The following is a 14,160-nucleotide window of genomic DNA, read 5'->3' as shown; positions in this document are numbered from 1 at the left end:
ATTTTATTTTTGCCCATTTTTCAAAATATTTTTTACAATAATTTCTAATTTTTTCATAAAATTATTTGATAATCAACTAAGTTAATTTTTTTATCACTAATTTTTTCCATTTTATACTAAAATTATTTAAATGATAAACAATATATTAACAAATGTATAATAAGAATACTACTTTTTGTTAAAAACTTATAACAAAAATTATATCGGTATGTGATAATTAGGTGTGAAATAGACAAGAAAATAAAATGAATTTAGAATTATCACAATACTTGTTTTAATCTTATTTAAAAATCAATTAGGTGTTACTTATGAAAGTAAAAGATGTAGCTTCTACAGATGTTATTCATGTAACCGTTCCTGGAAGCAGAGAAGATGCTTTAAGAATCATGAAAAAAGAGGATGTATCTGTAGTGCCTGTTATTAAAAATGATACTAACAAATTAGTCGGGATATTAACTCGTTCTGATATGATCACCAATCCTGATGAAGAACAAATTGCTATGTTGATGACTAGAGATTTAATCACAGCAAAGATGGATGATGACTTGAAGACCGTTGCAGAAAAGATGGTGGAAAACAACATCAGAAGAATTCCTGTCGTTAATGATGAAGATGAATTAGTTGGAATTGTAACTTCTTTTGATATTGTAGCTTTAGCTATTGCAGATATGGGAATCAAAGACCCTGTCGAAGATTACATGATTACAACCATTCCTGCAACTTGGGATGAAACTCCATTGAATGTTGCATTTGAAGTAATGAAATTCTTCGGATTAAAATCTGTAATTGGATTGAACTCCAACAACAGAATGACCGGTATCTTAACTGAAACCGATTTCATTGCTGAAAGTGAAATCATCTCTGAGAGAACTGAACACAGCTCTTCTGTAGGTACTGAAGGAGACAAATGGTCTTGGGACAGTACTTCTGTATTGTACATTGAGAAAAACCATCTCAAATTCACAGACAAAGTATTCAAGGATGTTGCAATTAAAGATGTTGTAACTGCAAATACCAAAACTAAAGTCTCTGTATGTGCTGAAAAAATGAGATCTCTTGATGTAGAGCAATTGCCTGTTTTAGGAATCGAAGGAGAGCTCGTTGGGCTCGTCAGAGCTAGTGACTTAATTAAAACTTTATTATAGTTTTAATTTTTTCTTTTTTCTTTTTTTATTCTTTTTTTAATTTTTATATTATTTTTCACTATTTTTTTCATATTGTAATTTATATAGGATATTTTTTGTTCCATAAATTGCTTTAATTTTAATATAAGATTATAATTATATTGTAAATTGATTTTAAATTATAAAATTGCTTTAATTTTATAATTAAAGCATTTTTAGAAAGTTTTATTAATTTTAAAGTCTAAAATATCTTTAGGTTTCGCCACCTAAAAAATTTACAGGCAAGTCAAATTTTAGGAGGTGGTTTAATGGAATTGACATTAAAATTTTTGCTGTTATTGATCAGTGCAATAATTAGTTTTGTTTTAATTTTCCTTGAATAATCATATCCTAATAATAAGCATCCATGGTAAAAAAGTTAGGTTAAGATTTTCCTTGGTGGACTTTTCCTTTTTAATATTATTTCAAGTTCTTCTAAATATTATTCTGAGATAAATTTTATATACAAAAAAATCTATATTATATTCATGGATTATTATTAGTCCTAAAATTGACTTGTTTGGTGTTATTTGAATTCTTTTTAGAATTCATTTAACATTTTTTAAGCTATTTTTCTAATTTTTTTAAGATTTAAAATATTTATATTAGTTTAAATAAATGTTTTAGTATTCATTTTTTTTAATCATTTTTTGGAGCGATAACATGTCATCTGAGCCTATTTTAGTAATAAAGGATAATGATTCAACAATTGGAATCAGAGCAAGGGTTGGAGAGGAATTCTCTGAACATGAAATCCAATTGAATGTCATGCTTGCATATTATTGGGACAATGATCTTCCAGTTATAGAAAGCTTGATAGACCTTTTTGAATCAGCTGTCAAGAGGACAATAAATGAAGTCCTTCCACATGAAAACCTCTTATTGAAATATGATCTTATCACAGATGACGAGATAGATAAAGCAAGCAGATTTGAGATTCATCTGATTGAAGTGAAAGCAGACGATACCGGTTTAAGATTGGATGGAAAAATACTTGCCTTAAAGGGCATTTCATCAAAAGAAGAGTATTCACAAGGAATTTTAGGTTTAAAATTTAAAAAAGAAGATGACTCAAATGATGGAATAATAGTTAAATCTGTTGAAAAGAACATTCCAACTGAAAAGAAGATTTCCTTTAAGGAGTTTGCAAGGCAGCATCGATTAAAAAATAATAATTAAAAAAAATTGAAAAATAGGATTTTTAAAATTAATAATTAATTAAAAAAAAGTAAATGAAGAAGAACTATACAGTTCTTCTAATAAATGGCAATATCTTTACTAAAGATTCTTTTGCATCTTCCTTGTTTTCATTGTTTTCAATGCTTATCTTACCATCTCTAAATATCTTAGACTCTTTTCCATCAATATTAAATTTGATGTATCCAATTTCATCAATAGTCTCAATATTGCTTATATGCTCATTTCCTCTACTTTTAAGAATCTTATCGGTTTCTGAAATATCAATACCAAATGGCAATCTCTTTCTAAGTCTAAGATTATTTGCTCCTTTTTCAAGTTCATCGTCTAGGATAAGCTCATCATCACTTTCGATTGCTTTAAGATTCAATAGGATCTTGTCATATTGTGATAATTTCAATTCTTCAACAATTGAATCTATCTTTTCATTGTCTAAAATAGCATCCAAATCACTTAATTCGATTGTAGCCACATTTTTCTCTTCTCTAAGCTTGACTACATCAGAACCTGTGATTTCTTTCACATATGCTTCACAATGGTCTATCCTATTCACCTTATCGATTGTTACGGTTTCATTAGTCTTGACCCTTGTTGCAAGACATGTTGTGGAATTTGAGTATTCAATATTATTTTCATCAAGGAACTTATGAATCTCAGGAGTTTCAAGTTCAGCTTCAATGAATGGACTTTCAATCTCATACTTGAATTTCATCAATATCCCAGGCCTATCATGAGTAAGGTCTGTTATATTGTTTCCATCTATGATAATTTCATATCCTTCTTCATTAGCTTTTTGTTTAATTGCACCATACATTAAGTTTCTGCATAGTAAACATCTTTTTGGACTATTTTCAACAAACTCATCTACATCTAGGAAGTTACCATCTATGATTTCGTGTCTTATTCCAAGTTCAGATGTTCTTCTTTTTGCAAATTCCAGAAATCCACTTGGAAAAATTTGATTGTCATAAGTGATTGCAAGCACATCAACACCTGCTTCCTTAGCAAGGTATGCAAGCAATGTGCTGTCTGCTCCACCAGAAAAAGCTAAAGCTACTTTGCCATAGTCTTTAAATATTTCTTTTACTTTATTTATTTTGATATTTGTATTCATATTTTGCCTCGTTGACTTAATAATAAATTCATTTATTATTAGTTTAATTTGATTAATCGCCCGAGTTCAATATCATATCAAATATAAAAAAATAATAAATTAACTATTGTTATATTATTTATTGCTTTTAAAATTTTCTATATCAACGTTATATTCTAAAATGAGCTTATTCTAAGTTTTTAATGTATTCCAAGACTTCAATCGCATCCAAGTATTTTATGTCCTTTTCTTTCAATATGAAATCGATAAGCTTGGTTTTCTTTTCATCTTCCATTTCCACTTTTGAGAATATGTTTTGATAGGAACGTTTAGGGTAATAGATCTCTTTGGCAATATTGTGAATGTAATCCTTTTCCTCTTCTGTAATTATTCCTTCATCAACTGCCAGATTCAATTTGTAATCAACATTTACAAGAGCTTCGGATAATGGAACCTGATTTACTGGATCAAAACTTAAAGCCACATCATCATCTGAAGTTATTTCTCCAGATCTGTATGCCTTGTAAACATAACCGATTCCAATCATGCCTAAATCATCAAGTTCTGATGCTCTTAAAGCTCCCATACTGCTTCCTCCAACTACAGTTATTCCCTTGTCCAATGCCTTCATGATTTCCTTATGGGCAACTGCAGGAGTGTGGTGGAAAGCGCCATCGATGATTCCGATTATGTCTGGCTTTTCAGATATTGCCTTTAGGATGTCTCCTCTTTTAACTGGAGGTCTGTAGTCAGCATCAAGTATTGTTTTAGCTTCATCCTCTAAAATGGACAATCCAAGGTAAACTATTATCTTCTTCATCAGACTAACCCTCTTCTTGCTTTTCTATCATATTCTAAAGCACGATTACCTAATCTTTCTTCATCTAATGAATAAAGCTCAGCTTTTGGAATGATTACCCTTGCAACATTGATTCCGATTTCCTCTCTTGTAAGGTCAGTGTATAATATTTGATTAAATCCAGCTTTCTGAACCTCTTCAATGCTTGTTTCAATATCCTTTTTGATTGAATGTGAACTTTTGTCTTCAATGTCTGATAAGTTGATTGTTTCATCTTCCCTTTGGAAGTAATGCTTGTTCATTCTCTTCATGTGTTCATAGCCGGATTTTCTCATGAAGTCTGCTCTGATTGTGTCTTCACGAGTTCCATGAATCTGGGTTGCTCTGCTTTGTGCAACTTCAGTTAGTGCTCTAATTACAGCAACTTCCGGGTTCAAGTGGGTTCCAACACCTAAAGTGAGGAGTGCAGGATCTTTCAGTAGAGTATCATCAGCGCTTGCAGCTATTGTTGTTATCTTCAAGTCTGCTGTAATGTCCATAAGCTTTATATCAATTCCTTGGCTATTGAACTTGCCTAATAGCTCATTGATAATTTCATTGTCAATGTTGTCTTGGCGGATTTCCTTCTTGTTTCTTTTGGTAAGCTCGAAAATGCTCCAAGCATCCCTTTCAACAACTTCAAAGATTCCATGCAAGACTGATTCCTCTATGATGTTTCCAGATGCAAGGCCGTTTGTATTTCCTTTAAAAATAGCTATTGGACTAGGGCTAACTTCCCTTGTTGGAATATATGGGTGGAAAACCGCATTAGATGGTACATAAATTGTCTCTTCACTTATGATGTCTTCAGCTTCAATCCATTCAAGCCTTGAATTTTCCACATTCTCATTGCCGTAATTCTTTGGCAAGAGGAGTTCTTTTGGGTCAAGCACATTTTTTTCATTCTTTATGTTATTGTATGTGTCTACAAAGGTTCTATCGCCATCGATATCCTGCCTTTCAGCAGAATACCTTTCGAATCCTTCCATCATTGCAGATGCCTTTGCCTGCTCTCTAGTAGCGCCCTTTCCTGCATAGACGCTTACGCTTCCAGACTGTGCAGTTGGACGGATAGCGGAGAATACTGGAATCTTGACTCTATCCAAGTCGGTAATGTCGGTCAATCTGGTTATTCCAGCAGTTCTAAGTTTTTTCTCATTTATCTCAATTGTTTCCCTTGGGTCTCTCACTCTATGAGTTCCCTTAAAGAATTTTATTGGAATATCTTCAAACATGTTTTTTATCCTTAGCTATTTTTAAAATTATTTTGAAAAATGTTTTAAAATTTTAAATTTTATAATATTTATATTATGTAATTGATTATTTATATTAATTGTTATAATGAACTTCTAAAGATTTTAAATAATTAGTTTAATTTTTAAATAATAAGTGATAAAAGAAAGTATAGAAGAAAATTTATAATTCAATTGAGGCTTTCAAATGCAAATTAAAGACAATACTATTCATGATTTTCACATAAAAAACATCTTGAAAAAATTGGAAGAGAAAGACTTGGATGCCATGTTGGTGGCTAATTTCAATAATATATACTACTTGTCAGGATACCTATCAACAAGCTTTGCATTCATGATCATTAAGGAAAATCCAATTATATTTGTTTCTGGAATGGATATGGAAAATGCAGGAAACACTTCTTCCATTGATATTGTGAAGTATGAGTCCTTTGATAAGATGATTGAATATCTAAAAGAAGAGGGAATCAAGAGTTTAGCCATTGAATCAGACTTGACTGCAAACGTTTATGAAAAGTTCAAGGATTTCAATCTCACCATCTCCAATGCAATATCAACTGAAAGGATGATAAAGTCTGATGATGAAATTGAAAAGATGCTTAAAGCAACTGAAATTGCACATAAGTCACTCCTTGAATTGGATGTCAGATCCAAGCAGGAAAAGGGGGCAGAAGAGTGGGAATGTGCATATGAATTAGGTTATCTGATGAGAAAGAATGGAGCAACCGTTGAATCATTTGACACAATATTTGCATCTGGCCCTGTATCCTCATTGCCTCATTCAACTCCAAGGCAACATGTTCTTGACACACCTGTTTTAGTTGATTACGGTTGCAAGTTTGAGGGATATTGCTCTGATACAACAAGAACTTTCATCTACACTGAAAGGCAGGAGGAAATCTCTGATATTGTGCTTGAAGCTCATGACAAGGCAATTGAAGCTGTTAAGGCAGGAGTAAAAGCCTGTGAAGTGGATACGGTGGCAAGAGACATCATAACTGAATATGGCTATGGAGATAATTACATTCACAGCACTGGCCATAGCTTAGGCTTGGATATTCATGAAAACCCATCAGTTTCCCTAAAGGATCAAACTGTTTTGGAGAACAATATGGTTATAACAATTGAGCCAGGAATCTATCTTGAAGGAGAGTTTGGAATAAGGATAGAAGATATGGTTTTAGTTGACAAAAAGGGCAAATTGATTGGAAATTTGCCTCAAATATTATAATTTTTCTTTTTAATTTTTTTTCTGATTTTTTCATTCTAATTTTAATTTTTTAATCTCATTATAATTTTACTAAATCGCTTAATTTTTACTTATTTTTAGTTATTTTTTCATATAAATATGATAATGACTTTATTTTGGAATTCAAAGGGTTTAAAATCGTTATATTTAATTATTAATCTTTAAAAATCTATTTTTGGGTTTCACCATCTAAAAAAATCAAACGTTCTTAAAAAATTTTTAGGAGGTGTTGATTTGGAAATAAATCTTAGAACAATTTTATTGTTTCTTGAAGTTCTAATAAAATTATTTCTAATTTTTATTGAATAATCATCTCTGTCATAATGCCATGAAAAAAGTTAGGTTAGATTTTTCCCCTGATGGGCTTTTCCTATTTTTGAATGCTAATAAAAACTTTTAAATATCATTTTTATTATATTATATTTATGGATTTATTGGCAGATCCAAAATTTTTTAAGAACGTTGTGTTATTTGAATTCTTTTAGAATTCATTTAACATTCATTGACTTTTTTTATCCAATTTAATTTTCCAATCTAATTTTAATTTATTAAATCACTTTAATTTTACAATATCATTGTAATTTTTCTTATTTTTTATTATATTCTAATTAAATTGTTTTTTTAAGTCTATAAATAAGTTAAATTTATTAATAACTTATACAAATCTATTATCAATGTTTATTGAAGATTTAATAATCGAATTATCGAATATGATAGAAAATAAAATCAACCAATCTATTTTAATTGCCTTTCAGGAGTACTTGCTTAAGGCAGGAATATTTACATTGGCATCCCAGATTTTAGCAATTATTCTAATGGTTTATATTGCATTCATCATTCTATTTTCAATAGTTTCATTATTGTTATCATTTAATGTTGCAATTGCTTTAGTTTTAGCTATTTTCATTCCAACAATTGTATTCATTTTGATCTTATTTTTAAAAATAGAAAAAAGGGCAAGTGAAATAGAAAACTCAATTCCTGATTTCTTAAGGCAATTGTCATCTATGCTGAAGGTTGGATTAAGCTTGGAAAATGCTTTGGTTGACATGTCTGGCCATGGAAAAGGACCCTTGTATGATGAATTAAGAAGGGTTGTTGTAGAGATAAGGATGGGGAAATCCCTTGATGAATCATTTAGCAATATGGCAATGAGACTGAATTCAAAGGACCTTGAGCGAAGCTTTAAGATAATACTCAATGCCCATAAAAGCGGAGGGTCATTGTCAGATATCATTCTTGATGTAAGTGATGACTTAAGGGCTATGCTTGTATTAAAGAGGGAACGTAAGGCAAGCGTTATGATGTCAATCATGTTTCTAATCATTGCTTCAACAATAGCTGCTCCCTTTGCTCTTGGTATGGTTGGAGTCTATTCCTCCTTCATGATTGAACTTGGAAAAGGAGGAGCAATCTGTGAATTGGCGCCGCTTGCTGCAGAGATTTATCTAATCATTCATTCAATTTTAGCCGGCTTTCTCATAGCTTTGATAATGTATGGGGACTTGAAGAAAGGGCTCAGGTATTCCATTCCAATAACCTGCTCTGCTTTTTCAGTATTCTATTTAATCAACAACTTTGGAGCAGGATTCTTTGGATTAACATAATTGGTGCGATATTATGAAAAAATTAGATTTAAATTTCCCAAACAGTTTCATTAATGACAATAGAGGTCAAGGAGCTGTTGAATTGATATTGATAATTGGAGGGATAATAGTCATCATTCTTCTGGTTGTTTCAATGTATAAGTCATATTTGGTTGATTTTGGCAGTGAAATTGATTCAAATGAAATAAACACTTTAAACAGTTCATTTAGTGATATTGCTTCTAAATTTGAATAGTTTAATTATTTTACCAAAACTTATTATTGAATAAAACAAATAGTTTATTAATTATTTAAAATTTCAAAGTTTTAATGAATAATTTAAATTAAAAAAAGTTTAGGAGTCAAAATCATGAAATTCTTAATTAATGGTGAGTTTATAGATAAATCAGACCATTATGATGTTATCAATCCATACAATGGAGAAATTGTGGATACTGTTCCAATAGCATATAGAAGTGATGTTGATAATGCTGTTGAAGCTGCAAACAATGCAAAGAAGGCATTGAATGAATTATCTGCAAAGGAGGTTTCAATAAACCTTCAAAATGCTTGTGAAGAGCTTGAAAAGGAAAGCAAGAACATAGCAAAACTGATTGTTGCAGAAGCTGGAAAGCCATATAAGCAAGCTATTGTAGAACTTCAAAGATCTGTGGAAACACTTCAATTTGCAGCTGAAGAGGCAAAGAGAATATATGGTGAATCTGTGCCTATCGATGCAACTGGTTCAACTGAAGCAAGATTCTTGGCATTCACTAAGAAAGTTCCTCTTGGTGTTGTTGGAGCAATAACTCCATTTAATTATCCGGTGAATTTGGCGCTTCACAAGATAGCTCCAGCTATTGCAGCTAAAAACACTGTTGTGATGAAACCCTCTATGGAAGCACCTCTTTCTGCATTAAGATTGGCTGAAATAATCAATAATCATTTCCCCGATGGGGTGATTAATTCTGTAACCGGTTATGGAAGCGAAGTTGGAGATGCAATGGTGGTTTCAACAGGAATAGACAAGATATCATTTACAGGAAGTGTAGCAACAGGATTGTTCATCTCCTCAAGAGCAGGAATGAAGAAATTGACAATGGAGCTTGGTGGAAACGATCCTTTAGTCATACTAGAAGATGCAGACATTGAAAAGGCAGTAAGTGCTGCAGTATCCGGTGCATTCCTTTTCTCAGGTCAAGTGTGCATTGGAGTCAAAAGATTAATTCTTGACAATAATATTGCAGATGAATTCATTGACATGTTTGTAAAAGAGGCAAGCAAGTTAAAAATGGGCAATCCTATGGATGAGTCAACTGATATAGGCCCTGTAATTAATGAAAGCTCAGCTCTTAATATTGAAACTTCTGTAAATAGGGCAATTGAGGATGGTGCAGAACTCTTGCTTGGTGGAAACAGAAAAGAGTGCTTCTATGAACCAACCATTTTAGACAATGTAACTATGGATATGGATATTGTAGCTAATGAGACCTTTGGTCCAATTGCACCTATAATCCGAGTGGATGGCCTTGATGAAGCAATCAAAGAGGCAAACAATACCCAATATGGCCTTCAGGCAGGAGTCTTTACAGAAAGCATCCATAGTGCCTTAAGATGTGCAAATGAAATCGATGCAGGTTCAGTTTTAATCAATAAGGAATCCACATTCAGAACCGATGCAATGCCATTTGGAGGATTCAAGTCAAGTGGTATGGGCAAGGAAGGAATCAAGTATGCAGTTGAGGATATGTGCAAGACCAAATTGATAGCATTCAATTGCAGATAATTTCCAATATTTTGATAAAGTATTAATTTAAAGAGGAATAAATTATTATTCAAGAAAAAATTAAAGTTTAAATTAATTTTTTAAAATTTTTAAAATTTTTATGATTATCAAGTGATATTATGTGGGATACTGCTAAAGATTATAGAATTTTAATAGCTATGCATGCTCGTGAATTATTCTTAAGAACTGTTCAAACAGGAAGTTTTAGAGGAAATTGGAATAAGAAAGGAGCTATTGAAGAAACCAAAAGGATGGAGCCAGACTTAAAGTCCTTGCTTTACTGCTATCTTGAAGGAGATACATTGGCTAATTGTGAAGATGTTGATAAGCTTGAAGAAAAGGCTCATAGAATCATTGATTTCCTTGGTGGTGAAGATTGGGCTCATAAGTTTATGAATGGAGCTCCAAAGGATGAAAGGGAAAAGACTGAGGAAAACATTGCTAAGGTCAGATTCTTCCTAGACACCATTTTAGGTCTTAGAAACAGATTCAAATTTGGACCAATTGATGATCCAATCATTGGAGTTGATGTAAAGGTTGGTGAAATCATGAGTGTCAGCAAGCACCCTAATGCTGATTCCCTAATGATCTGTAATGTAAATCTTGGAAAAAGAGCTTTGAAAGTTGTTACCAATGACTTGAATGTAAAGGAAGGTAATAGAGTAGGCGTTTCATTGCTTCCTCCTGCTACATTTATGGAAATTGTTTCTGAAGGAATGTTTTTAGGAATGAATGGTAGCATCTTGAAGGATGTTCAAGGTGAATTGGGCCAAATGCCTAATGGAATACCTATGGAATCATTGAATGAAACCAAAAACATGATTACAAACTTCTTAGATAATTAACCAACGTTTGGCAAACTTTTAGGCAAACTTTTAGAAAAGCTTTGATCAAAACTTTTTCACTTTTTTTTATTTTATTTTATTTTATTTTTTTATTTTTATCAGCATTTTTTTCAATGATTTTTATCTCTATTTAAAATTTTTTTATTAAAATTTTCTTAAATTTTATTATAATACTAACGAACTTACTTAATGACATTAACATGATATTAACATTTTTTTCAGATTTCATGAAATTTTCAATGATATTATCATGATATTATCATTTTTTGGAAAATTTTGAATTTTTTCTCTAAAATTTTACTTATTTTTTCGTTTTAATATTGAAATTTTTCTATTTTTTAATTTTTAGATAATTTTTATTATTATTTTTAATTTTTATTTCAATTTTAGCAATTTTTTTAAATTTTAATACTTATTTTTGACTTAAAAAACATAAAGTATTTATATAAGCAAATAGACATATATTATATAATAGGCTTATTTGATGTTTAATTGTTAAATTTCATATGAATTTCTTAATAAAATCTAAAATTAAAAAATTCATATCTTTAATTATTAATTCATTATCCATAGGCTAAAATTTTTAAAAATTAAAGGATTTTGCAATGTTTTAAGTGCATTGACAACAAACATTTTTATTTGATTTATTGAGTTATAATGGTGAAAAAAATGGTAGAAGTTTCAACTCTTTACGATTTGGATATATATACATTAGCAGGACAGTATGTAGGTCAAGTACACGACGTAGTTTTAAATATCAGATACGGAACTATCTCTAGACTTCAAGTAAAAGCTTTAGAACCTGAAAGAAAAAGTGCGGGGTTCAGAGATATCTTTAGAGGTGGATTCCAGTTCGTACCTGAAGAAGAAGTAGGCAGAACCTTCCAAGAAGGCTTACTTAACATTGAGTTTGACAGAGTAACTGCTATTGGCGACATTATGTTAATTGATCCTCAAGACTTAAAAAGACCAAAACCTCCAGTAGCTGGAGAAGAAATGTCTATTCGCCCAAGACCAGAGCCTGTTAGAGCAGTTCCGGCAGAAGCTCCTGTAGAAGCTCCTATACCAAAAGCACAATAGTTCTTTAACTAAATATGTTTTTAATCTTTGAGATTTTTACCATATCCTTTGATTATTAGCCTATTTTTTCTAAATGTAGTTTCAGATTAATTAACATATTTATTTAATTTTCTCTTTTTTTATTTTATTTTTCATGAAGTGAATTTCATCATTTTTCTTGTTATTATCAATGTTATTAACAATTTATAATAAATGGTTTAAATTTTTCTAGTTTTTATTAAAAATCAAAATAACACTTAACTATATTCAATAAGATAAGTTTTTTATTTAATAAAAATTAATTATTATTAAGGAAAAATTAATTATTATTAAGGAAAAATTAATTATTGTTAGGAAAATTTACATGGATTAATATTTGCTTAATTCAAGAATGATTAATTCAAAAAAATTTTAAATTAATTTTCATTATTTGAGGTGAACTGATGATAGTAGGTATTGTAGGATGTGGAGCTATAGCTAACACTATAGTGAATGAATTCATATCCGATAGTGGAATACAAATAAAATATTTCTATGACACAGACATAGAAAGGGCTGAAAATCTTGCACAGATTGCAAACGGTGTTGCTGTTTTAAGATTAGAGGATATGCTAGATGATGTGGATTTGATTTTGGAATCCGCTTCTCCAATTGCTTTAAAGGTCATTGCATTGGACATCCTAGAAAGAGGCATTGATCTTATGGTTATGAGTGTTGGTGCTTTGATGGATAAGGAATTCAGAAACAAGGTTAGAAAAACCGCTGAAGAACATAATGCGAAAGTATATGCTCCTTCTGGTGCTATTGTCGGTTTGGATGGTATTAAGGCAGCATCCATTGGTAAGATTTCAGAAGCTTCATTGACTACAAGGAAAGCACCTAAATCATTAGGAAGGGAAGTTGAAGAGGAAGAAATCCTATTTGAAGGAAAAGCTTCAGAAGCTGTTGAGAAATTCCCAGTAAATATCAATGTTGCGGCATCCTTAAGTATTGCTTGCAATATGGATATTGATGTAAAGATAATTGTGGATCCAAAAGTGGATAGGAACGTTCATGAGGTTGTAGTTAAAGGTGACTTCGGTGAATTCAGAACAAGTTCTGAAAACTATCCATTCGCTGCAAATCCAAAAACAAGCATGTTAGCTGCATTTTCAGCTATTAAACTCTTAAAGAGTTTTGGTGAATGTTTCTCAGTAGGAACATAATTTAAATTTAATATATTTTTAATTAAAATCAATTTAATTTTTCAAATATGTATTTTGCATAATTGAATTAACTAGAATTTAGGTGATTAGATGAAGGATTATGAGATTTATTCAACTATGAAGGTTCCAAAGAACTCAAATATCATCATACGTTTAGATGGGCGCAAGTTTCATAGTTTATCTAAGGCATTAAATCTTGTAAAGCCTTATGATGAGAATTTCTATAAGATAATAGAAAATGTTTGCCTCGATATTTTCAATCAGTTTGCACCTAAATTCATTTATGCATTTTCAGATGAAATCAGCATACTTTTGGATGAGATTCCATTTTCAGGCAGAGTTGAGAAGATTAATTCTGTATTCGCTTCACTGGCTTCAAGTTCCTTTACATATAATTTATTAAACGATTATTCTAATGAATTTGATTTGGATAACTTATCAGATAATGAAAGGAATATTGTATTTCCTATATCATTTGATTCAAGAATCATTCCAATCGATGATGCATCTATATCTGAGTACTTCAAATGGAGACAAGATGAATGTTGGAGAAATTGCATCAATGGATATGGCACCTGGGCACTGAAAAAGGAATACGATAAGGAAGAAGCTAATGAAAAGATAAAAGGGTTGAAATCAAATGAAATCCATGACATGCTATTTGAAAGAGGAATAAACCTTAATGATGTGGACACCTGGAAAAAGAGAGGAATTGGAGTCTATAAGAAATCATGGGAAATTGAAGGATTCAATCCTAAAAAGAATGAAAAGACAGTTTCTACAAGGTCTGAAGTTTTTGTTGATTATGAATTGGACATCTTTAGCAAAGAGTTCTTTGAAAAATTATAACTTTCAATAATATTATGTTAACTATTTTTATATGATT

General features: G+C 30.9%; 13 protein-coding genes. 10 read left to right on the top strand and 3 right to left on the bottom strand.

The annotated features are described in order from the left end of the window. Positions 1-308: 308 nt before the first annotated feature. Positions 309-1,145 (top strand): CBS domain-containing protein, encoded by an 837-nt coding sequence (locus ACJMLB_RS02215; protein ID WP_405323265.1) that lies wholly within the window; start codon positions 309-311, stop codon positions 1,143-1,145. A 681-nt stretch (positions 1,146-1,826) separates the two neighbouring features. Next, positions 1,827-2,342 carry a hypothetical protein gene (locus ACJMLB_RS02210; protein WP_405323263.1) on the top strand — a complete coding sequence of 172 codons (516 nt, stop codon included), beginning with the start codon at positions 1,827-1,829 and terminating at the stop codon, positions 2,340-2,342. Between the two features lie 64 nt (positions 2,343-2,406). Here ACJMLB_RS02210 and larE read toward each other — a convergent pair whose 3' ends face one another. From larE to ACJMLB_RS02195, 3 genes are all read right to left on the bottom strand, one after another. Next, positions 2,407-3,474, bottom strand: coding sequence for an ATP-dependent sacrificial sulfur transferase LarE (gene larE, locus ACJMLB_RS02205; protein WP_405323261.1), 1,068 nt, complete (start codon positions 3,472-3,474; stop codon positions 2,407-2,409). A 166-nt stretch (positions 3,475-3,640) separates the two neighbouring features. Further along, complete coding sequence (locus ACJMLB_RS02200; protein WP_405289042.1) at positions 3,641-4,273, bottom strand: TfuA-related McrA-glycine thioamidation protein; 633 nt, start codon at positions 4,271-4,273, stop codon at positions 3,641-3,643. Further along, on the bottom strand, positions 4,273-5,526 hold the full coding sequence (locus ACJMLB_RS02195; protein WP_405323259.1) for a YcaO-related McrA-glycine thioamidation protein: 1,254 nt from the start codon (positions 5,524-5,526) through the stop codon (positions 4,273-4,275). Before ACJMLB_RS02195 ends, ACJMLB_RS02200 begins: the two co-directional genes overlap by 1 nt. 205 nt (positions 5,527-5,731) lie before the next feature. Here ACJMLB_RS02195 and ACJMLB_RS02190 point away from each other — a divergent pair, with 205 nt between their 5' ends. The 8 genes from ACJMLB_RS02190 (at position 5,732) to ACJMLB_RS02155 (ending at position 14,123) form a co-directional block, all read left to right on the top strand. Next, entirely contained in the window at positions 5,732-6,775 is a 1,044-nt protein-coding gene (locus tag ACJMLB_RS02190) for a M24 family metallopeptidase (RefSeq protein WP_405323256.1), read from the top strand. Positions 6,776-7,503: 728 nt separating this feature from the next. Then, the gene (locus tag ACJMLB_RS02185; protein WP_405323254.1) at positions 7,504-8,400 is read left to right on the top strand and encodes a type II secretion system F family protein; all 897 of its coding nucleotides are present in this window, start codon (positions 7,504-7,506) and stop codon (positions 8,398-8,400) included. Between the two features lie 13 nt (positions 8,401-8,413). After that, positions 8,414-8,635 (top strand): class III signal peptide-containing protein, encoded by a 222-nt coding sequence (locus ACJMLB_RS02180; protein WP_405323252.1) that lies wholly within the window; start codon positions 8,414-8,416, stop codon positions 8,633-8,635. 114 nt (positions 8,636-8,749) lie between these two features. Continuing rightward, positions 8,750-10,165: a lactaldehyde dehydrogenase gene (locus ACJMLB_RS02175; RefSeq protein ID WP_405323250.1), complete on the top strand. Its 1,416-nt coding sequence runs from the start codon at positions 8,750-8,752 to the stop codon at positions 10,163-10,165. A 119-nt stretch (positions 10,166-10,284) separates the two neighbouring features. After that, positions 10,285-11,010 (top strand): tRNA-binding protein, encoded by a 726-nt coding sequence (locus ACJMLB_RS02170; protein WP_405323248.1) that lies wholly within the window; start codon positions 10,285-10,287, stop codon positions 11,008-11,010. A gap of 669 nt (positions 11,011-11,679) precedes the next feature. Next, the gene (locus ACJMLB_RS02165; RefSeq protein ID WP_405323245.1) at positions 11,680-12,090 is read left to right on the top strand and encodes a PRC-barrel domain-containing protein; all 411 of its coding nucleotides are present in this window, start codon (positions 11,680-11,682) and stop codon (positions 12,088-12,090) included. A 422-nt stretch (positions 12,091-12,512) separates the two neighbouring features. Continuing rightward, positions 12,513-13,274, top strand: a complete 762-nt coding sequence (locus ACJMLB_RS02160; RefSeq protein ID WP_295608317.1) for an aspartate dehydrogenase — start codon at positions 12,513-12,515, stop codon at positions 13,272-13,274. A gap of 90 nt (positions 13,275-13,364) precedes the next feature. Further along, positions 13,365-14,123 carry a tRNA(His) guanylyltransferase Thg1 family protein gene (locus ACJMLB_RS02155; protein ID WP_405323242.1) on the top strand — a complete coding sequence of 253 codons (759 nt, stop codon included), beginning with the start codon at positions 13,365-13,367 and terminating at the stop codon, positions 14,121-14,123. The last annotated feature ends 37 nt before the right edge of the window (positions 14,124-14,160 follow it).

The organism is Methanobrevibacter sp. (genome assembly GCF_045114555.1).
In the GTDB taxonomy this organism is placed as follows: domain Archaea; phylum Methanobacteriota; class Methanobacteria; order Methanobacteriales; family Methanobacteriaceae; genus Methanobrevibacter.
Note: the sequence above shows the minus strand (reverse complement) of the source record. Positions and strands in the feature narration are given on the sequence as shown.